Here is a 19,130-nt window from a genome sequence, read left to right as displayed (position 1 = left end):
TCCACGGATCAAGCCGTCGGTTCGCGATCGAGCGCAGACACTTCTATCGCCGCCGGGATCCATGCCGAACCGACGAACGGCGGCAGACCGATGTTGGCGACCGTGAACACGAGCGCGAGATCGCGCCATTGGTAGTTGTTGACCAAATGAGTCTCGGCGCTGGTCAGGGCGACCGACACCGAATAAGTGCCCGGGCCGAGATTCATCGGGAACCGGACGACGAACTCGACCCTATCCCCGGATTTCAAATGCTGGCAAGGCTGATCCGTGTAGTGCGTATTAGTGCCGAACATCGGGCGGCCCAGATGATCCCGAATCGTATATCCGAACACGAGCCTTTCGATCCCCTGCACGACCCTTGCGCGCACGCGCAGCGCCGCGGCCTGCCCGACACCGATGTACTCCACCGGAAGACCACCGCCATCGGTCAACGCCACATCCTCTATCACCGCCTCGCCCGTGCCCGACTGCGTGACGATGCGTCCGCTGGACGAGCGCTCCGTGCGAACGGTGCGGTTCTCCTTCTCCGCCACGAGGGCGTTGTAATAGTCGAAGACTTGCTGAGGTTCGCCGTCCAACACCATCCGCCCGTCGTCCAGGAGGATCGCCCTATCGCACAAACTTTGGATCGCCGTCGGGTCGTGAGAGACGATCAAAAGCGTCGTGCCCGCCTCTCGGAATTCGCGGATGCGCTGGAAGCACTTATGCACGAAGTACGCGTCGCCGACCGACAACGCCTCGTCCACGATTAGGATGTCGGGCCGCACGGCCGTGGCGACGCTGAAGGCCACCCTCATTTGCATCCCGCTGGAATAGGTGCGCATCGGCTGATCGAAATATTCGCCGATCTCGGCGAACTCCTCGATCGAAGGCATCAACGTTTGTATGCGCGACTGGGGCAGGCCCATCAATCCCGCCGAATAGATGGCGTTTTCGCGCCCGGTCAATTCCGGGTTGAATCCCAGTCCCAGCTCAAGGAGGGCGGAAACGCGCCCGCGCAGCGCCACCTTGCCTTCGCTCGGCTGGGTCGTGCCGCTGATCATCTTCAGGACGGTGCTTTTACCGGCGCCGTTCTGCCCTATCAATCCGACCGATTCTCCGGTCGCGATCCGGAACGTCAGGTGCCTTAACACCCAGTGCTCGGCCTTCGGCTTGACGGGGAAACCGAACCAGCGCGCGAAGCGCTGCAACTCGCTGGCATATTCCACGTATGCCTTGCCTATGTTGTCGACGCTCAGGACCACGCCGCTCATAGAACATCCACCATTTCCGATGACGCGCGCCGGAAAAGGAACAGCCCTGCCGTCAACAACACGACTGCCAGCACAGCGACCCAAGCGATCTGCGGCGATGGAGGCTGCCCATAGAGCAGGATGTTCTGATAGCTGACTACCAGCGGCACCGCCGGATTGAAATTCAGCGTCGCGCGGAAACCCTCCGGAACGATCGACATAGGGTAGACGATCGGCGTCACCCAAAACCAGAATTGCAGCGCTACCGCCACCACCTGACCGACGTCCCGGGCGAAGACGTTCAAGGTGCCGAGCAACAAGCCTATTCCGGCGGCCAATGCGACGGTAAGGCCCATAAGCAACGGTAGCCACAGGAAGTGCCAATCGGGAAGAATGCCGAGCACCGGCAGGATCACGAGGCTGACCGCCAGCAGCGCGACGTTGTTGACGGAAGCCGAACCGATCGCGATCGCGGGCAGCGCAATCCGCGGAAAATGCACTTTTTTGAGCAGCGATCCGTTGTCGATGAAAACCGTCGTGCAGCGCATGATGATTTCCGAGAACAGCGACCAGCACAACGTTCCGGCGATCAGATAGATCGCATAAGCGTACTTGCTGTCTATGCCCGCCAGCCGCGCCGCTAGGACGTTGGAAAGGATGGTGGCGAAAATCAGCACCTGCGCCAACGGCTGCAGCACTATCCATGCCGTGCCGAAGCGGCTGCGGCCGAGCCTCGACTTGAACTCGTTGGCGACCGAGGAAGTGATGAAGCCCCGATAACGCCATGCCGCCTTGACCAGCGATGACATCGACGCTCCTTACCGTGCCTGGCCGTGGCGATCGTCTGAGAGTGCGCGCGCAAGATCGTCGCGCAGATCGTCCATTCCTTCGATGCCCACGCTCAGCCGCACCAGGTTGTCCGTGATGCCCAGTCGCGCCCGGTTCTCCGGCGGGATCGACGCGTGCGTCATCACCGCTGGATGGTTGATCAGGCTTTCGACGCCGCCTAGCGATTCGGCCAGGGTGAACAGTTGCGTGCGCTCGCACAACCGCTTGGCCGCTTCGAAGCCGCCCTTGAGCGCGATCGAGATGATGCCGCCGAAGCCGTCCATCTGGCGCTTGGCCAGGGCGTGCTGCGGATGCGAAGCCAGGCCGGGATAGATCACTTTCTCGATCTGCGGCCGCGACTGCAGCCACTCGGCCAGCGCCATCGCGTTCTCGCAATGCGCCTTCATGCGCAGATGCAGGGTCTTCAGGCCGCGCAAGGCGAGGAAACTGTCGAACGGGCCTTGCACGGCGCCGATCGAGTTCTGCAGGAAAGCCATTTTCTCGGCGAGCTCGGCATCGTCGCCGACCACCGCGATGCCGCCGACCATGTCCGAATGGCCGTTGAGGTATTTGGTGGCCGAGTGCACGACGATGTCGGCGCCGTATTCGATCGGGCGTTGCAGGATCGGCGAAGCGAAGGTGTTGTCGACCACCATCCGCAAGCCGCGCTTCTTGGCGATCGCCGAGATCGCGGCCAGGTCGACCACCTTCAGCATCGGATTGGTCGGCGTCTCCACCCACACCATCTTCGTTTCGGGACGGATCGCGGCTTCGAACGCGGCCAAGTCGGTCAGGTCGACGAAGCTGAAATCCAAACCGGCCGAACGCCGGCGCACGCGTTCGAACAGGCGGAAGCTGCCGCCGTACAGGTCGTCCATCGCCACCACGTGCGAACCGCTGTCCAGCAGCTCCAGCACGGTCGAAGTGGCCGCCATGCCCGAAGCGAAGGCGAAGCCGCGGCTGCCGCCTTCCAGCGCCGCCGCGCACCGCTCGTAGGCGAAGCGGGTGGGGTTATGGGTGCGGGAATATTCGAAGCCCTGATGCACGCCCGGGCTGGCCTGGGCATAGGTGCTGGTGGCGTAGATCGGCGGCATGACCGCGCCGGTGCTGGGGTCCGGAGCCTGGCCGCCGTGGATGGCCAGGGTGCCCAGGGCGGGCCGGCCGGCGCCCGGGGAAGCGTCGCCGCTGTGTTCGTTCACGGGGGTTTTCCTGAAAATCGTCGGCCCGGATTCTACCATCCGGCCCCCTTAAGCCCCGATTTACTGGACCCGCCGGCGCAGGTAGTTCAGCAGGTCGATCCGTGTGATCAGTCCCAAAAAAGCGCCTCCGTCGGTGACGATCGCCACCTGCCCGGCGTCGAACACCGGCAGCAGCGATTCGATCGGCGATTTGACGTCCAATTTGTTCAGCTTGGACACCATCGCGGTCGAGACCGGATCGCGGAACCGGGCCTCGTCGCCGTACACGTGCAGCAGCACGTCGCTTTCGTCGACGATGCCGACCAGGTGGTCGCCTTCCATCACCGGCAATTGCGAAACGTCGTACAGCTTCATCCGCTGGTAGGCGGTGACCAGCAGATCGTTCGGCCCCACCACCACGGTATCGCGGCGCGAATACGGACGCAGGATCAAGTCGCGCAGGTCGCCGGTCTGCTCGCGTTCCAGGAAGCCGTTGTCGAGCATCCAGTAGTCGTTGTACATCTTCGACAGGTACTTGTTGCCGGTGTCGCAGACGAACACGAGCACGCGCTTCTTCTCGGTCTGCTCGCGGCAGTACTTCAGCGCCGCGGCCAGCAGGGTGCCGGTGGACGAGCCGCCGAGGATGCCTTCCTTCTCCAGCAGCTCGCGCGCGGTCAGGAAGCTTTCCTTGTCGGTGATCGCGTAGGCTTTCTTGACCCGCGTGAAATCGGAAATGCTCGGCAGGAAATCCTCGCCGATGCCTTCCACCATCCAGCTCGCCGATTTCTCGCTGAGCGTGCCTTCGTTGATGTATTCGGCCAGGATCGAACCGACCGGATCGGCCAGGACCATCTCGGTGTGCGGCGACAACTTGGCGAAGCAGCGCGATAAGCCGGTCATGGTGCCGGAGCTGCCGCAGCCGAACACCACCGCGTCCAGGTCGCCATCCATCTGGCGCAGGATTTCGGGGCCGGTGCCGTGCTCGTGCGCGGCCGGATTGTCGGGATTGCCGAATTGGTTGATGAAGTACGCGCCCGGCGTCTCGCGGGCGATGCGCTCGGCCAGGTCCTGGTAGTAGTCCGGATGGCCCTTGGCCACGTCCGAGCGGGTCAACCGCACTTCGGCGCCCATCGCTTTCAGGTTGAAGATCTTCTCGCGGCTCATCTTGTCCGGCACCACGAGGATCAGCTTGTAGCCCTTCTGCTGCGCGACCAGGGCCAGGCCGATGCCGGTATTGCCGGCGGTGCCTTCCACCAAGGTGTCGCCGGGCTTGATGTCGCCGCGGCGCTCGGCCGCTTCGATCATGCTCATGCCGATGCGGTCCTTGATCGAACCGCCGGGATTGGCGCTTTCCAGCTTCAGGAACAGCTCGCACGGGCCCGCATCCAGGCGTTGCGCTTTCACGATCGGCGTCTCGCCGATCAGTTCCAGGACGGAGGAGTGGGTGGTCATGCGGATCGGGCTTAGCGGAAAGAGCCCGGATTATCCGCCGGATGGGGCCGCTTTTGTAGGAGCGGCTTCAGCCGCGGGCTTTTTTCTTCAGATCGCCGCGACGTGTGGGAAAGAGTCGCGGCTGAAGCCGCTCCTACAAAACCCGCACGAAAAAAATCATGCCGGAAATAAAAACGCGGGCGGCGACGGCCGACGAGGAGGCCGTCACCGCCCGCGGCGGTTGAACGTCAGTGGTGGCGGGCTTCGTACAAGTGGGTCAGGCGATCCTTAGCCGCGAGCTTTTCGCGCTTCATCTGCGCGAGCGTGTTGTCGTCGAGCGGCAGCACGCCCAGTTCCGCATCGAGCACCTTTTTGTCGAGGTCTTTGTGCTTCTGATAAAGCTGCCGGAATTCCGGATCGGCTTTCATGATGGCCTCGATTTCGGTCTGCGATTGCCCTTCGAACATGGATGCCTCCTTCGATTCAGTGGATGACCCGGCCGGAGCGATGCCCCGGATCCAACCCGGAGCGGCCGAAGTCGTTGCGCGAGGGATCCGCATACAGCAACGCCCCGGCCTTCGCGGCACAGGGCGTCGTTGGGAGCGAGATGGCCAGGGCTTCGATGCGGACGCGTCCCGATGGGGCGCCCGCTACCGCTTTTCCGACGGTGGCGAGCTCCTGCGAATCGGGGGCGTGGGTCATCGGTCTGGCTCTGCCGGACGGTGGAGGCCATCCGGTGATTCGACCCTACTCCTCCGATTTCTGGGCTTCAAGCGTATGGCGCAAGTGCTTGATTCGGCTGGGGCGTAAACGATTCCAAGCTGAATCGGTCAGGCGGCCGGAAGCCCGCTCAAAGCCGTTGCTTATTAATTCAAGCCATTGATATTAAATGACTTTATGAGTGCGCAGGCGCGGCCTTATTCGGTCGAGAAGCTATCGGAAGCTGACTGGGGGGCGCCATGAGATCGAAGGCTGGCTTTGGCCCGTGTAGAGCGGAGCTTGCTCCGCTGCTCTTCGGCCAGATTGAGCGGAGCAAGCTCCGCTCTACACGAGCAAAAACAACCTCAAGGCAACCGGGCAAGCCTCCGCGCTACAAAGCGCGAAACCGATTAGGGCTTCTTGGGTTTCTGCTTCGGCTTATCGCTCTGCGGCTTGCCCGAATCGCCCGTGCCGGACATCAATTCGGCCTCGCGCTTGGCCAGTTCGGCCTGGCGCTGGCGCGCCGCGCGCAGCTTCGCGGCCTGCGCGCCGGCGACGTCGTCCAACACGCCTTCGGCTTGCTGGCGCGCGGTCGCTTCCTGCTCGGCGGCCTGACGCAGGCGTTCGGTTTCTTCGGCCTGGATCTGCGCTTGCACGCGCAGCCGTTCGGCTTCCTGCCGCGCCTGCTCTGCGTCGCGGCGGCTGGCTTCCACCAGCAAGTCGCTGCGCTCCCGGTCCAAGCGTTCGATATCGCGCCGGCCCAGATCGTTGCGCGCCGCGATTTCGGCCGTTTCCACGCGGCGTTCGGCCACGTACAGCGCATTCTCGCGGTCGCGGCTGCGCGCGGCGATCAGGCGCTCGATCGCCTGCCGCGCCTGCAATCTTTCGTACGACGCCGCACCCGCCAAACGCAGATCGTTGTCCAGCTGCTGCAAACGCTGCGACAGGCGCGCGGCATCCGGATCGTCGTCGGCCGCGCGGGCGAGCGGGGCGGCCGCAAGCAAAGCCGCCAGCAGGAAGGTCGCGACAGTGGCGCCGATGCGAGCTTTAGTGGGAAGGGCGGACGGAATCTTCATCATTCGCCTCCCATCTGCAGCTTGCGGCGCAAGTCGGCGATCTCGGCGCGGCGCTGCGCCAGCTCGGTGTTCTGCGCGGCCTCGCGGCTGCGCGCATTGGCCAGGTCGGCGTCGGCCGCGGCCGACAGCGCGAAGCGGCGCGCGGTGTCGTCGTCGCCGCGGGCCATGGCCTCTTGGGCGCGGCTGAGTTCGCCGCGTGCGGCGGCGAGCAGGTCGGGCGCATGCTGGTCGGCGTCGGCCTGGTCGGCGCGGGACACGGCCTGCTGCGCCGCCTGCAGTTCGCCGGTCGGCGGCGGCAGGCTGGCGCAGGCCGCCAATGCGCACCCGATCACGGTTGCGGCCAGGGCGGCACGAATTCCACGGATATGTGCGAAGCTAATCGGCATGGGCGGTCCGGCGGCGCAATTGGGGGTGTAGCCGGCCCATTGTCTGCAGCCCGCGGCGCGCATGCAAATGGATCGGGTGCGCCTCGCGGTTTTATCGGGGATTCATCTATGGACATCGGCTATTTCCTCAAGCTGATGACGGAAAAAAACGCGTCGGACATGTTCCTGACATCGGGCGCGCCGATCTACATCAAAATCGAAGGCAAGCTGTATCCGCTCGGCAACAGCGGCCTGCCCGCGGGCATGGTCAAGAAAATCGCCTATTCGCTGATGGACGAAGGCCAGATCGCCAGCTTCGAGCGCGACCTGGAACTGAACATGGCGCTGGCCCTGGTCGACACCGGCCGCTTCCGCGTCAACGTGTTCAAGCAGCGCGGCGAAGTGGGCATGGTGATCCGCTCGATCCGCAGCGTGATCCCCAGCATCGAAGAGCTGCAGCTGCCGCAGGTGCTGAAGGACATCATCATGGCCCCGCGCGGCCTGGTGCTGATCGTCGGCTCCACCGGCTCGGGCAAGTCGACCACGCTGGCGTCGATGATCGACCACCGCAACAGCAACACTTCGGGCCACATCCTCACCATCGAGGATCCGATCGAATACCTGCACCGGCACAAGAAGTCGATCGTCAACCAGCGCGAAGTGGGCCTGGACACGCACGGCTTCCACAACGCGCTGAAGAACGCGATGCGCGAAGCGCCGGACGTGATCCTGATCGGCGAAATCCTGGACGCGACCACGATGGAGGCGGCGATCGCCTTCGCCGAAACCGGCCACATCTGCTTGGCCACGCTGCACTCCAACAACGCCGACCAGACCCTGGAGCGCATCCTGAACTTCTTCCCGGAAAGCGCGCACAAGAACATCCTGATGAACCTGGCGCTGAACCTGAAGGCGGTGGTCTCGCAGCGCTTGGTGGTCGGCGTCGACGGTTTGCGCCTGCCGGCCGCGGAAATCCTGATCAACACGCCGATGATCCGCGACCTGATGCGGCGCGGCCAGGTCCACGAGATCAAGCAGGCGATGGAGGAATCGCTGGAGGAAGGCATGGAGACCTTCGACCAGTGCCTGTACCGGCTGCACAAGGAAGGCAAGATCGAAATGGAAGAAGCGCTGCGCGCCGCCGACTCGCGCGACGGGCTGATGCTGAAGTTCCGCCTGTCCGAGGGCAGCAAGGAAGCGCACGATCCTTACGCCGAAGTGTTCAGCGCGCCGTCGCAGGGCGGCTACGAGCATTGAGCGAACGAGGAAACTAGTGGAGAGGAACTAGAAACTAGTAAAGGCGGAATCTAGCGCGACTGCTTTTACTCGTTTCTAGTTCCTCTCCACTAGTTCCTCGCACTAACTAGCCGGCGCATCCGGCTGCCGCTCAGGCCGCGCCGCATCGAACGCCGGCAAGGCCAAGCAAGCCTGCTCGATCCGCACGATGTTCGGGAATTTCTCCAGGTCCACGCCGAAGCGGCGCGCGTTGTAGACCTGCGGCACCAGACAGCAGTCGGCGATCGTCGGCGTATTGCCTTCGCAGAAGGTGTCGGTGGACGGATGGTCGCTGAGCATGGACTCGAACGCGGCGAAGCCTTCGCTCATCCAATGCCGCATCCATTCGTCGCGCTCGGGTTGCGGCACGTGCCAGGTGTGCTCGAAATAGCGCATCACCCGCAGGTTGTTGAGCGGGTGCACGTCGCAGGCGATCAGCTGCGCCAGCGCGCGCACGCGCTGGCGGCCGCGCGAGGTGGCCGGCAGCAGGGCCGGCTCGGGCCAGACTTCGTCGATGTATTCCAAAATCGCCAGCGACTGCCGCAGCATCCGCTGGCCGTGTTGCAGCACCGGCACCAGACCCTGCGGATTGGCCTGCCGATAGCGCTCGCTGTGCTGTTCGCCGCCGTCGCGCAGCAAGTGCACGGGCAAGATTTCGTAGGCCAGCCCCTTGAGGTTCAGCCCGATGCGCACGCGGTAGGCGGCGCTCGAGCGCCAATACGAATACAGCAGCAGCGATTCACCGGTCATCGTCCGTTTCCCCAACGGTGCATGCGCATAGTAGCCCGGGTAAGCGCAGCGCACCCGGGAACGCGGCGCGAATCGGTCCCGGGTGCGCTGCGCTTACCCGGGCTACGGCCGTCACGGCTTCGGTTGCCGCTCCATCCGCTGTTCGATCGCGCCGAACACGCTGCGGCCTTCGCGGTCGAGCATTTCGATGCGGACGACGTCGCCGAAACTCATGAACGGCGTCTTCGGCGCGCCGGTCTCCAGCGTTTCCACGGTGCGCTTCTCGGCGAAGCAGGACGCGCCCTTGGCGGTGTCCTGGTTGGCGATGGTGCCCGAGCCGACGATGGTGCCGGCCGACAACGGCCGCGTTTTCGCAGCATGCGCGACCAGCTGCGCGAAATCGAACTGCATGTCCACGCCCGCCTCCGGCGCGCCGAACCATTCGCCGTTGATGTGGGTCAACAGCGGCAGATGCACCTTGTTGCCGCGCCAGGCCTCGCCCAATTCGTCGGGCGTCACGAACACCGGCGACAGCGCCGAACGCGGCTTGGATTGCAGGAAGCCGAAGCCCTTGGCCAATTCCGGCGGGATGAGGTTGCGCAGCGAAACGTCGTTGACCAAGCCGATCAGCTGGATATGCTCGGCCGCCTGTTCCGCGGTGACCGCCATCGGCACGTCGTCGGTGACCACCACGATCTCGGCTTCCAGATCGATGCCGTAGGCCTCGTCGACCACTTTCACCGGATCGCGCGGGCCGTAGAAACCGGCGCTGACCGCTTGATACATCAGCGGATCGACGTAGAAGCTTTCCGGCACTTCCGCGCCGCGCGCGCGGCGCACGCGTTCGACGTGCGGCAGATAGGCGCTGCCGTCGACGAATTCGTAGGCGCGCGGCAGCGGCGCTGCCAGTTGCGCCATGTCCAGGTCGAACACGCCGTCGGCGCTGCCGTCTTCCAGCGATTGCGCCAGCGCCGACAGGCGCGGCGCGACGTTCGACCAGTCTTCCAGCGCCTGTTGCAGGGTCGATGCGATGCCGGTGGCGCGCACCGCGCGCGCCAGGTCGCGGGACGCGACGATCAGCGTGCCGTCGCGGCCGCCTTCCTTAAGCGAAGCCAGTTTCATGAAGCGGTCCGTCGAAAAACGAGGACCGGATTGTATGCGACCCCGGCGGCGGCCGCGCCGCGCGCGGCGGGACGGACTATTTCGCGGCGCCCGGCGCGGGGCACTCGCCCTCGCGGAACAGGGTCCATTCGTCGCATTGCCGGCCGTCCGGCAGTTTGCAGTCGGCGGATTGGCCTCCATCGGCCGCGATTCGCGGGATCGACGTGCCGCCGAGCTTGGCGCAATTCACCGACGCCGGATTGGCCATTCCGACCTTGGCGCCGTCTTGGTCGCGCGGCGCCATCGCCGCGCCGCGCAGGTCGCGCTCGGTCTGGCGCAGGGCTTTGACGTCGACTTTGCGGATCTCCTCGATGCGGCAGGGGATCCGCATCGACGAGGTACCCGCGACGATGACCTTGTCGAACCGCGCCGACACTTCGCCCATCAGATTCGTGAGCGCGATCGATTGGGCGAAATCCAGATCCTGGCAAGGCCCGTACAGATCGAGCAGATAGGCCTCGCTGGGCCGCGTCCACACCACCAGCGCAGAATCGTCGAGCGGGGTCCAGCCGTTGATGTCGCCGAAGTAGCGGAAGCTCTTGACCGGCTGGCCGGCGTGCTCGCGATAGAGCGTGTAGCGCTCGCTGTCGCTGAGCTTGGAGGTGCTGGCGCAAGAGGCGATCGTCAACAACGCGCACAGCGAAGCGGACATCCTCAGGAATCGATTCATGGACGGCTCCCTTAGTCGAAGAGGCGGACGACTTCCGTATCTCCGAAAGATTGCGCCGGCGATCGATAGCCGATGCTGAACGCGACTGCGCCGGAGCGGCAAAAAAACTTGATGGGCCGGGCCGCCGGACTCCGGTTATCCATGCAAGCGCGACGCGGTGCCGCTCGGACTAACCGGGGTGGCCGGCCGGATCGGCCGGATCGAGGGTTCTGCGTCCCTATCTGCGTTCGCGCGATTTCCCACTCACCTGGAGAACTTCCGTGAACATTCGACATGGTTTGGAAAAAACGCGCGGCCGGCTCGCGCTGGCCCTGGGCGTCGCGCTATGCCTGGCCTCGGCCGCCGCCAGCGCCGGCGAACTCTGCGACCTGGAAAGCGCCGGCGAAGACGGCGCTGGCGCCGCCGCGCCTCCGGAAGCTTTCGCCTGCGGCCCGGGCGCCACGGCCAGCGGTTTCCACAGCACGGCCATCGGCACCTTCGGCCTCGCCGACAGCACCGGCAGCGTCGCGGTCGGCTCGCACAGCATCTCCACCGGCATCGGCAGCGTCGCTACCGGCGGCTGGGTGGACTACAACGGCGACGGCTTGGCCGGACCCGGCGAAATCACCATCGCCACAGGCCAGCGCGCGACGGCCGTCGGCGTCATCGCCCAAGCCACCGGCGAATTCAGCACGGCGCTGGGCGGCGGCAGCACCGCGACGGCTTTCGGCAGCGTCGCCATCGGCGGCGGCTACGCCGACAACACCTCGAGCATCGCGATCATCGGCGCGGCCACCGGCGTGCACAGCGCTTCGATCGGCTGGGCCAGCGCCGCTAGCGGCAGCCGCGGCGTCGCGCTGGGCGCCTATAGCGACGCGTCGGGCGAAAACAGCTCGGCGATCGGCGGTTTCAGCACCGCCAGCGGCGATAACAGCGCGGCTTATGGTTACGGCTCCGAAGCGAGCGGCGATTCCGCGCTCGCGCTCGGCGCGAACAGCACCGCCAGCGCGGCCGGCAGCGTCGCCATCGGCGCCGGCGCCGTCGCCGACCAGGCCGGCACGGTGTCCTTCGGCAATGCAGGCAACGAACGGCGTTTGACGAACGTCGCCGCCGGCACCGCGGCGACCGATGGCGCGAACGTCGGCCAAGTCTCCGCCGGCGATGCCGCGACCTTGTCTTCGGCCAATGCTTACACCGATGGACGCATCGCCGAGGTCGCCGCGTTCGCGGACGATTTCAATGCTTTCCGCAGCGACGTCGACCGCCGCATCGGCAAGTTGGACGACCGCCTGGACCGCGCCGGCGCATTGAGCGCGGCGATGGTCGGCATGGCGGCGAGCGCCGCGGCGGTGGAAACCGGACGCACGCGGGTCGGCATCGCCGCGGGCAGCTACGGCGGCAAGCAAGCGCTTTCGATCGGCGTGCAACAGCGGATCAGCCCGCGCGCGGCGATGACGCTGGGCGGCGCGTTCAGCGGATCGGAACGCTCGGCCACGGTCGGCGTCGGTTTCGGCTTCTGAGCGAGGCTCCAAGTCCGGTCGATGCCCCAGCGGCGGACCGGCGGCGGGCGCGGCGATTCCTTCGTCGCGCCCGTTTTTGTTTTCCGGCGGGCGAAACGAATCGTCGCCGTCCGATGATGGGTTTCGAACGCTTTCTCCGGTGGGTCTTACAGCGCACCCGCTCGCCGCCACGGCGGCGCAACGCTTTCCTCACCGACTTGGAGATCCGCCATGCACTTCCCCATCCCCTCCGCACCGCAACGGCGATGCGTTCTGACCGCCGCCATCTTCTTGTGCCTATCGGTTTCCGGCGCGGCCTTCGCCGGCGACGTCTGCGACTTCACCACGCCCGGCGAAGACGGCGAATTCGGCAACGCGCCCGGCAACATGGCGCTCGCTTGCGGCTACACTCCGAAGCGGGCGGCGAACGCAGCGTGGCTTACGGCGCGCTGGCCAATGCGTTGGACGAAGGCGCGACCGCCATCGGCGGTTCCGCTTACGCCAGCGCCATCCATACCACCGCGATCGGCGGTTGGATGGATCTGGACAACGACGGCGGCGTCGACGACAACGAGCGCGTCCGCGCCACCGCCGCGCGCGCGTCCGCCTTCGGCGCGGCGGCGAATGCGAGCGGCAACGACAGCCTGGCCATCGGTGCGCGCAGCAACGCCAGCGGCGCTTTCGCCACCGCCAGCGGCGCGCAATCGACGGCCGCAGGCGCCGGCGGCACGGCGCACGGCGCTTTGAGTTCGGCGAGCGGCGCGTCGAGCACCGCGGTCGGTTTCTTCAGCAGCGCTGGCGGCGACAACAGCGCGGCGTTCGGCGCGCAAAGCGTGGCCAGTGCCGATTACGGCACCGCTGTCGGCTTTCAAAGCCAGGCCAGCGGCCAAGTCGCCACCGCCATCGGCGCGGGCAGCATCGCCAGCGGCAGCCTGAGTACGGCGCTAGGCACCAACAGCGAAGCCAGCGGCGTCACCAGCACCGCGATCGGCGTTGGCACGCGCGCGACTGGCCTGGGCAGCTCGGCTTTCGGCCAATCCAGCGACGCCACCGCCGAACGCGCGACGGCCATCGGCGCTGCGAGCCAGGCCACCGCGCAGCAGAGCACTGCGGTCGGCGCGAACAGCATCGCTACCGAGTCGGAGGCTTCCAGCTTCGGCGCGGACAGCGTCGCCGGGAATTTCCGCGCTACCGCGCTGGGATACGACAGCCAGGCGATGGGGTTCTCTTCGACGGCCGTCGGCTCGTTGAGTTCGGCGGGCGGACAGATGAGCGTCGCGATCGGCAACAGTGCGACCGCTACGGCGGAAGGCAGCACCGTGATCGGCGCCCAGGCCTCCGCCACCGGCTACAGCAGCAGCGCGATCGGCATCCTCAGCCAGGCCAACGCCAGCTTGTCGTTGGCGGTCGGCGGATACGCTATCGCCAATGCCGAGAACAGCGTCGCGCTCGGCGCGGATTCGTTGGCCGATCAAGCCGATACCGTGTCGATCGGCGGCGCGGGCAACGAACGCCGCATCGTCAACGTCGCCGCCGGCACCGGCGCGACCGATGCGGTGAACTTCTCGCAATTGCAGGCCACGCTCGCCACCGCCAACGCCTACACCGATACCGCGGTCGCCACCGGCGGCACCGCGGCGAACGCCTACACCGACGATCGCGAAGCGGCGATCCGCGGCGACATGGAAGCGGGCGATGCGGCGACGCTGTCGGCCGCCAACGCCTACACCGACAACCAGATCGCCGAGCTCGCCGGTTTCGCCGACGGCCTGCAGTCCTTCCGCGACGAAACCGAACGCCGTTTCCGCGGCCAGGACCGACGCATCAGCCGCACCGGCGCATTGAGCTCGGCGATGGTGCAAATGACCGCCAACGCCGCCAACGGCACCGGCGCGCGCGGACGCCTGGCGATCGGCGCCGGCTTCCAGGACGGCGAACGCGCGCTGTCGGTCGGCTACGGCAAACGCATCGGCGCCCGCGCCTCGCTCACGCTCGGCGGCGCGTTCAGCGGTTCGGAACGCTCGGCCGGCATCGGCTTCGGCGTCGATCTTTGATCCCCCTGCCTACAAAGGAGACTGCCATGACCCCGCAGAAATCGTTTCTTATCGTCGCCATCGTCGCCGCCCTGCTCGTTTCCGGCGGCATGGCGTTCGGTTACCCGCAACAACGCGTCGCCGCCGCGCCCGAGCAGCGCGCGCTGCAAGCGATCAATGCCAAGCGCGCGTCGATGGGGTTGCCGCTGGCCAACGCCGGGCTCAAGCCGCGCGATTGCTCGATCACCAAACAGTGTCCGGGCGGCGGCCAGGTTTCCTGTTCGGCCAGCGGCGATTTCACCGACTGCGGCGTGCTGAAGGACAAGCACGGCAACGTCGGCGGCGTGGCCTGCAGCCGTTTCACCAACACTTCGGCGAACGGCGGCGAACAGGCGACGGTGAACCAAAGCAAGTGTTGAGATCGAACTAGCGTTGCGGAGGGCCACCACCCCGGCCTTCCCGGCACGCCGCGCGGGCTTCCCGCGCGGCGTTTTTTCAGGCCAGCTGCCGATTCAGCCAAGCGCGCGCGAAGCGCAAATCGCGCTCCACCGTGGGCACGGAAACGCCGAGCACGCAGGCGATCTCTTCGCGCTCCATCCCGCCGAAATAGGCCATTTCGACGCCGCGCGCGGCGCGTTCGTCGTGCTCGGACAGTTTTTCCAGCGCCTGATGCAGGGCCAGCACGTCGTATTCGACGCCGTCGCCGGCTTCGCGGTCGGCATGGGACAAGGTCAGCGCCACGGCATCGCCGCCGCGTTTTTCCGCGGCGCGGGCGCGGGCGTGGTCGACCAGCACGGCGCGCATCTTCAGCGCGGCCAGCGCGAAAAAGTGGGCGCGGTCTTCCCACTCGGTGTCGGCGCCGAGCAGGCGCAACAAGGCTTCATGGACGACGACCGTCGGCTGCAGCGTGCGTCCGCCTTCGCCGCGGCGCAGGCGCGCGGCGGCCATGTCGCGCAGCGTGTCGTACACCTGCGCCACCAGGCGGTCGCGCGATGCGCTATCGCCCTCGCGCCAGGCGTGCAGCAACCGGGTCAGTTCCTCCGCCATTCCCACCCCCGACGCAAGCCGGCGGAACCGCCACCGGCGACGCATCGTAGCCCGGGTAGGGCCGAAGGCGAAACCCGGGGAACCAAGATGGCGTTGCGCGGGATTTCAGGGCTTGCGCGACACGCGCAAGGTCGCCAGCGCGATCAGCCGCGACACCACGACCGCGATGTACATCACGCCCGCGAACATCTCCAGCATCGACAGCGCCCGCGCCGGCGCGGTCACCGGCACGATGTCGCTCAAGCCGGTGGCCGACAACAGGCTGAAGCTGAGGAACAGCAATTCCATCCAGGTGCGCGGCGATTCGGTGTTCAACGCGGCGGTGAAGCTGCCCGGATACCAGCTCTGGCACACCGAGAACGCGAACGCGAACGCCCAGGCGAGCAAGGTGAAGGTCGCGCCCGCGGCCAGCAATTCGTCGAACGTCACCCGCGCGTCGCCCAGCATGTACGCGGTGAGCGCGCCGGCTGTGTAGAAATACAACGCCGACTCCAGCAGGTGCGCCACCGGCACCAGCTGGCTTTGCCCGCCGACGTTGGCGGCCAGCGACAGCGCCACCGAAGGGACGGCCAACAGCCAAGCGATCCAATTCACCGCCTGGCTGCGGTTGATCACCCACAGAGCCAGCGCCAGCACCACGATGCCGAATACGCCGAACACCGCGCGTCCCGCGGCGGTGTTCTCCATCAGCGGATTCACCACCACGGTGAGCAACTGCACGGCCAGCAGCCAGCCCGAAGGGTGGCGCCTCAGGCTGTCCTTCAGCGCGCCGACGCTCGGCGGCCAGGACGAAGACGCGTCCTGCGTCTTCGCCATTTATTTCACCGGCGGCGCCGGCGGCACCGGCACATTGGAACCGGCTTGGAAGGGGAAGCGCTGGAAGATCTCGAAGATCGCGCGGTCCACGTCCTGCAGCTGCTGCTGCGGCGCTTTGCGGCCGACGCGGCCGATCGCATCGCCCGTCCACACCAGCCGATTGCGCGCGGCATCGACCAAATCGACCGTCAGCGTGCCTTCGGTGTAGTTGCTGACGTGGGTCTGGTCGTACCAGAACGGCACCGCGACGTAACGCTGGGCGCGGTAGTTGTAGAAATACTGGTAATCGACCATCGGCGTGCTGTAGACGTCGGTGCGCTGCTGCAGGATCCCTTGGAAATTCACCTTCAGGTCCGGCTTCTTCGCGTCGAACGTGTAGCCGCGCCGGCCCATTTCCTGGCGGATGTCGTTCCTGATCCGGTCGGTGATCCAAGTGGAATAGCCGGCGTTCTCTTCCATCGCGATCGGGTCGTAGAAGGCCCAGGTGCGGTAGCGGGAGAAGTCGGCTTCCGGATCGGTTTCGCTGCGGATGCGCGGACCGGTCGCGCAAGCGGAGAGCAGCGCGGCGAACATCAGCAGCACGCCGCCGCGCCAGAATCGGGAAGTTCGCAAGTCGATCGCCATGTTCAGGCCCCTGTTTTTCGCCTTCGTCGCCGCGAAGTCTACGCCGGACCGGTGGATCCGGCGTGATCGGTTCCCGAACGGTTCATGCCCGTTCAGCGCTTAGCCGGCGCGATAGACCTCGGCGCCCTGTTCGCGGAACTGCGCCGACTTTTCGGCCATGCCCGCTTCCAGCGCCGCCTTCTCGTCCACGCCGTGTTCGGCGGCGTAGTCGCGCACGTCCTGGGTGATCTTCATCGAGCAGAAATGCGGACCGCACATCGAGCAGAAATGGGCCAGCTTGTGCGCGTCCTTGGGCAGGGTCTCGTCGTGGAATTCCTTGGCCTTCTCCGGGTCCAGGCCCAGGTGGAACTGGTCCTGCCAGCGGAACTCGAAACGCGCCTTGCTCAGCGCGTTGTCGCGCACCTGCGCCCCGGGATGGCCCTTGGCCAGATCGGCCGCGTGCGCGGCGATCTTGTAGGCCATGATGCCGTCGCGCACGTCCTCGCGGTTGGGCAGGCCCAGGTGTTCCTTGGGCGTGACGTAGCAGAGCATCGCGGTGCCGTACCAGCCGATCATCGCTGCGCCGATCGCGCTGGTGATGTGGTCGTAGCCGGGCGCGATGTCGGTGGTCAGCGGGCCGAGCGTGTAGAACGGCGCCTCGCCGCATTCGCGCAGCTGCTTGTCCATGTTTTCCTTGATCAGCTGCATCGGCACGTGGCCGGGACCCTCGATCATGGTCTGGACTTCGTGTTTCCAGGCGATTTTGGTCAATTCGCCCAAGGTTTCCAGCTCGCCGAATTGCGCGGCGTCGTTGGCGTCGGCGATGCAGCCCGGGCGCAGGCCGTCGCCGAGCGAGAAGGCCACGTCGTAGGCCTTCATGATTTCGCAGATCTCTTCGAAATGCGTGTACAGGAAATTTTCCTTGTGGTGCGCCAGGCACCACTTGGCCAGGATCGAACCGCCGCGCGAGACGATGCCGGTGACGCGCTTGGCGGTCAGCGGCACATAGCGCAGCAGCACGCCGGCGTGGATGGTGAAGTAATCCACGCCCTGTTCGGCCTGTTCGATCAGGGTGTCGCGGTAGATCTCCCAGTTCAGCTCTTCGGCGCGGCCGTCGACCTTTTCCAGCGCTTGGTAGATCGGCACCGTGCCGATCGGCACCGGCGAATTGCGCACGATCCATTCGCGGGTCTCGTGGATGTGCTTGCCGGTGCTGAGGTCCATCACCGTGTCGCCGCCCCAGCGGATCGCCCAGACCAGCTTTTCGACTTCCTCGGCGATCCCGGAACTCACCGCACTGTTGCCGATATTCGCGTTGATCTTGGTCAGGAAATTGCGGCCGATGATCATCGGTTCGCTTTCCGGGTGGTTGATGTTGTTGGGCAGGATGGCGCGGCCGCGCGCGATCTCGTCGCGGACGAATTCCGGCGTGATGAGCTTCTGGATGCTCGCGCCGAACGCCTCGCCCGGATGCTGTTTCAGCAGCAGCGCGTCTCGCACCGCTTCCAAACGCTGGTTTTCGCGGATCGCGACGTACTCCATTTCCGGCGTGACGATGCCGCGGCGCGCGTAGTGCATCTGGGTGACGTTGGCGCCCGCTTTGCCGCGGCGCGGCAGGATGCGGCCCGGGAAACGCACGCCTGCGAGCTTGGGATCGCTTTCGCGGCGGCGGCCGAATTCCGAACTCAGCGCCGGCAAGCGCTCGGTGTCGCCGCGTTCTTCGATCCACCGCGCGCGCAGCGGCGCCAGACCGGCGGCCAAGTCGATGCGCACGTCGGGATCGGTGTACGGACCGGACGGGTCGTACACGGTCACCGGCGGATTCTCCTCGCCGCCGAACAGCGTCGGCGTCTGGGTCAGCGCGATTTCGCGCATCGCCACGCGCAGATCGGGGCGCGAACCCTCGACATGGATCTTGCGCGAACCGGGAATCGGCCGCGTCACGGATTCGGACAGCTGCTCGGTCTGCTGCAGCAGCGAGGAAGGAACTGCGTTCATGTTCGACCGCCTTTTGCTTTATTGGAAAGTCCGCACAGGGATGTGCGGGCCTTTGCGAAGGGACTCGCATAAAGCGGCGGCGCAGGCGCCAATGAGGCGCAAGCTGCGAAGCTTCCCTACGCCGGTCTCAACCGGATCAGGTTCGAAGGGTCTGTCTCAACCGCCGGAAAGCTGGCGGTACCCCCGCTTCGGTGACCATTGAACCACGGACCCCGCCCCATCGCCATGCCTTTGCTTGTGTAGAGCGGAGCTTGCTCCGCTGCCTTACCCTCGCCTCGGAGGGGAAATCAAGAGCAGCGGAGCAAGCTCCGCTCTACACAAGCGAAACAGGCCTTGACGCGGCGCACCATCGTCCGGTATTGCTGTCGGCATGCACGCGCCGTCCGCCATCGCCCGCTTCGCCGCCCGGCTCCCAAGCCGGAGCGCGGTCGCGCCCATGGCGACGATTACCACCACCACGACCACCACCCGGACCCGGGTGCGGACGCGCGTGTCCAGCTGATCGACCACG

General features: G+C 66.0%; 19 protein-coding genes, 1 pseudogene and 1 riboswitch. Of the genes and pseudogenes, 4 read left to right on the top strand and 16 right to left on the bottom strand.

Translation table 11 applies throughout. From position 1 onward, the window contains the following. Positions 1-8 precede the first annotated feature (8 nt). The 8 genes from FCE95_RS16460 to FCE95_RS16425 all read right to left on the bottom strand — a co-directional run bounded on the left by FCE95_RS16460 (position 9) and on the right by FCE95_RS16425 (position 6,830). Positions 9-1,253: an ABC transporter ATP-binding protein gene (locus FCE95_RS16460; protein ID WP_137268116.1), complete on the bottom strand. Its 1,245-nt coding sequence runs from the start codon at positions 1,251-1,253 to the stop codon at positions 9-11. Then, positions 1,250-2,041, bottom strand: coding sequence for an ABC transporter permease (locus FCE95_RS16455; protein WP_137268115.1), 792 nt, complete (start codon positions 2,039-2,041; stop codon positions 1,250-1,252). The genes FCE95_RS16460 and FCE95_RS16455 overlap by 4 nt, the downstream gene beginning before the upstream one ends. A 9-nt stretch (positions 2,042-2,050) precedes the next feature. Further along, a complete protein-coding gene (locus FCE95_RS16450; protein WP_223266941.1) occupies positions 2,051-3,259 on the bottom strand; it encodes a cystathionine gamma-synthase in 1,209 nt (402 codons plus the stop codon). Between the two features lie 60 nt (positions 3,260-3,319). Further along, positions 3,320-4,690, bottom strand: a complete 1,371-nt coding sequence (locus tag FCE95_RS16445; protein WP_137268113.1) for a pyridoxal-phosphate dependent enzyme — start codon at positions 4,688-4,690, stop codon at positions 3,320-3,322. A gap of 227 nt (positions 4,691-4,917) precedes the next feature. Beyond that, the gene (locus FCE95_RS16440; RefSeq protein WP_137268112.1) at positions 4,918-5,136 is read right to left on the bottom strand and encodes an HP1242/YdcH family protein; all 219 of its coding nucleotides are present in this window, start codon (positions 5,134-5,136) and stop codon (positions 4,918-4,920) included. A 16-nt stretch (positions 5,137-5,152) separates the two neighbouring features. Next, entirely contained in the window at positions 5,153-5,371 is a 219-nt protein-coding gene (locus FCE95_RS16435; protein ID WP_137268111.1) for a hypothetical protein, read from the bottom strand. A gap of 407 nt (positions 5,372-5,778) precedes the next feature. Continuing rightward, complete coding sequence (locus FCE95_RS16430) at positions 5,779-6,444, bottom strand: S46 family peptidase (protein ID WP_137268110.1); 666 nt, start codon at positions 6,442-6,444, stop codon at positions 5,779-5,781. Next, positions 6,444-6,830 carry a DUF4398 domain-containing protein gene (locus FCE95_RS16425; RefSeq protein WP_137268109.1) on the bottom strand — a complete coding sequence of 129 codons (387 nt, stop codon included), beginning with the start codon at positions 6,828-6,830 and terminating at the stop codon, positions 6,444-6,446. The genes FCE95_RS16430 and FCE95_RS16425 overlap by 1 nt, the downstream gene beginning before the upstream one ends. Positions 6,831-6,938: 108 nt before the next feature. Between FCE95_RS16425 and FCE95_RS16420 the strand changes: the two genes are divergently transcribed. Beyond that, a complete protein-coding gene (locus tag FCE95_RS16420; RefSeq protein ID WP_137268108.1) occupies positions 6,939-8,066 on the top strand; it encodes a PilT/PilU family type 4a pilus ATPase in 1,128 nt (375 codons plus the stop codon). Between the two features lie 102 nt (positions 8,067-8,168). Here the strand turns inward: FCE95_RS16420 and maiA are convergent, their stop codons facing one another. The 4 genes and pseudogenes from maiA to FCE95_RS16405 all read right to left on the bottom strand — a co-directional run. Continuing rightward, positions 8,169-8,834, bottom strand: a complete 666-nt coding sequence (gene maiA, locus FCE95_RS16415) for a maleylacetoacetate isomerase (RefSeq protein ID WP_137268107.1) — start codon at positions 8,832-8,834, stop codon at positions 8,169-8,171. 111 nt (positions 8,835-8,945) lie between these two features. Next, positions 8,946-9,935 carry a fumarylacetoacetate hydrolase family protein gene (locus FCE95_RS16410; protein ID WP_137268106.1) on the bottom strand — a complete coding sequence of 330 codons (990 nt, stop codon included), beginning with the start codon at positions 9,933-9,935 and terminating at the stop codon, positions 8,946-8,948. A 76-nt stretch (positions 9,936-10,011) separates the two neighbouring features. Then, positions 10,012-10,182 carry a putative hemolysin gene (locus FCE95_RS17365; RefSeq protein WP_223266953.1) on the bottom strand — a complete coding sequence of 57 codons (171 nt, stop codon included), beginning with the start codon at positions 10,180-10,182 and terminating at the stop codon, positions 10,012-10,014. Between the two features lie 15 nt (positions 10,183-10,197). Beyond that, positions 10,198-10,644 (bottom strand): annotated as a pseudogene (locus FCE95_RS16405) (DUF6491 family protein); the annotation flags it as partial. Positions 10,645-10,904: 260 nt separating this feature from the next. On the opposite strand from FCE95_RS16405, the gene FCE95_RS16400 reads away from it, so the two are divergent. The 3 genes from FCE95_RS16400 to FCE95_RS16390 all read left to right on the top strand — a co-directional run bounded on the left by FCE95_RS16400 (position 10,905) and on the right by FCE95_RS16390 (position 14,574). Continuing rightward, positions 10,905-12,143, top strand: coding sequence for a YadA-like family protein (locus tag FCE95_RS16400; RefSeq protein WP_223266940.1), 1,239 nt, complete (start codon positions 10,905-10,907; stop codon positions 12,141-12,143). A 377-nt stretch (positions 12,144-12,520) separates the two neighbouring features. Continuing rightward, positions 12,521-14,176, top strand: coding sequence for a YadA-like family protein (locus FCE95_RS16395; protein WP_189644812.1), 1,656 nt, complete (start codon positions 12,521-12,523; stop codon positions 14,174-14,176). Positions 14,177-14,202: 26 nt separating this feature from the next. Next, positions 14,203-14,574 (top strand): hypothetical protein, encoded by a 372-nt coding sequence (locus FCE95_RS16390; protein ID WP_137268104.1) that lies wholly within the window; start codon positions 14,203-14,205, stop codon positions 14,572-14,574. 76 nt (positions 14,575-14,650) lie between these two features. On the opposite strand, the gene FCE95_RS16385 is transcribed toward FCE95_RS16390, so the two are convergent. From FCE95_RS16385 to thiC, 4 genes are all read right to left on the bottom strand, one after another. Next, positions 14,651-15,202 (bottom strand): ECF-type sigma factor, encoded by a 552-nt coding sequence (locus FCE95_RS16385; protein ID WP_137268103.1) that lies wholly within the window; start codon positions 15,200-15,202, stop codon positions 14,651-14,653. A 105-nt stretch (positions 15,203-15,307) separates the two neighbouring features. After that, the gene (locus FCE95_RS16380) at positions 15,308-16,018 is read right to left on the bottom strand and encodes an ion channel (protein WP_137268102.1); all 711 of its coding nucleotides are present in this window, start codon (positions 16,016-16,018) and stop codon (positions 15,308-15,310) included. Further along, positions 16,019-16,642 carry a DUF4136 domain-containing protein gene (locus FCE95_RS16375; RefSeq protein WP_137268101.1) on the bottom strand — a complete coding sequence of 208 codons (624 nt, stop codon included), beginning with the start codon at positions 16,640-16,642 and terminating at the stop codon, positions 16,019-16,021. A gap of 99 nt (positions 16,643-16,741) precedes the next feature. Continuing rightward, positions 16,742-18,619: a phosphomethylpyrimidine synthase ThiC gene (thiC, locus tag FCE95_RS16370; protein WP_137268100.1), complete on the bottom strand. Its 1,878-nt coding sequence runs from the start codon at positions 18,617-18,619 to the stop codon at positions 16,742-16,744. Between the two features lie 95 nt (positions 18,620-18,714). Beyond that, positions 18,715-18,814, bottom strand: a riboswitch (TPP riboswitch). Between the last annotated feature and the right edge of the window lie 316 nt (positions 18,815-19,130).

Source organism: Luteimonas gilva, assembly GCF_005239095.1.
Lineage (GTDB): Bacteria > Pseudomonadota > Gammaproteobacteria > Xanthomonadales > Xanthomonadaceae > Luteimonas_C > Luteimonas_C gilva.
Note: the sequence above shows the minus strand (reverse complement) of the source record. Positions and strands in the feature narration are given on the sequence as shown.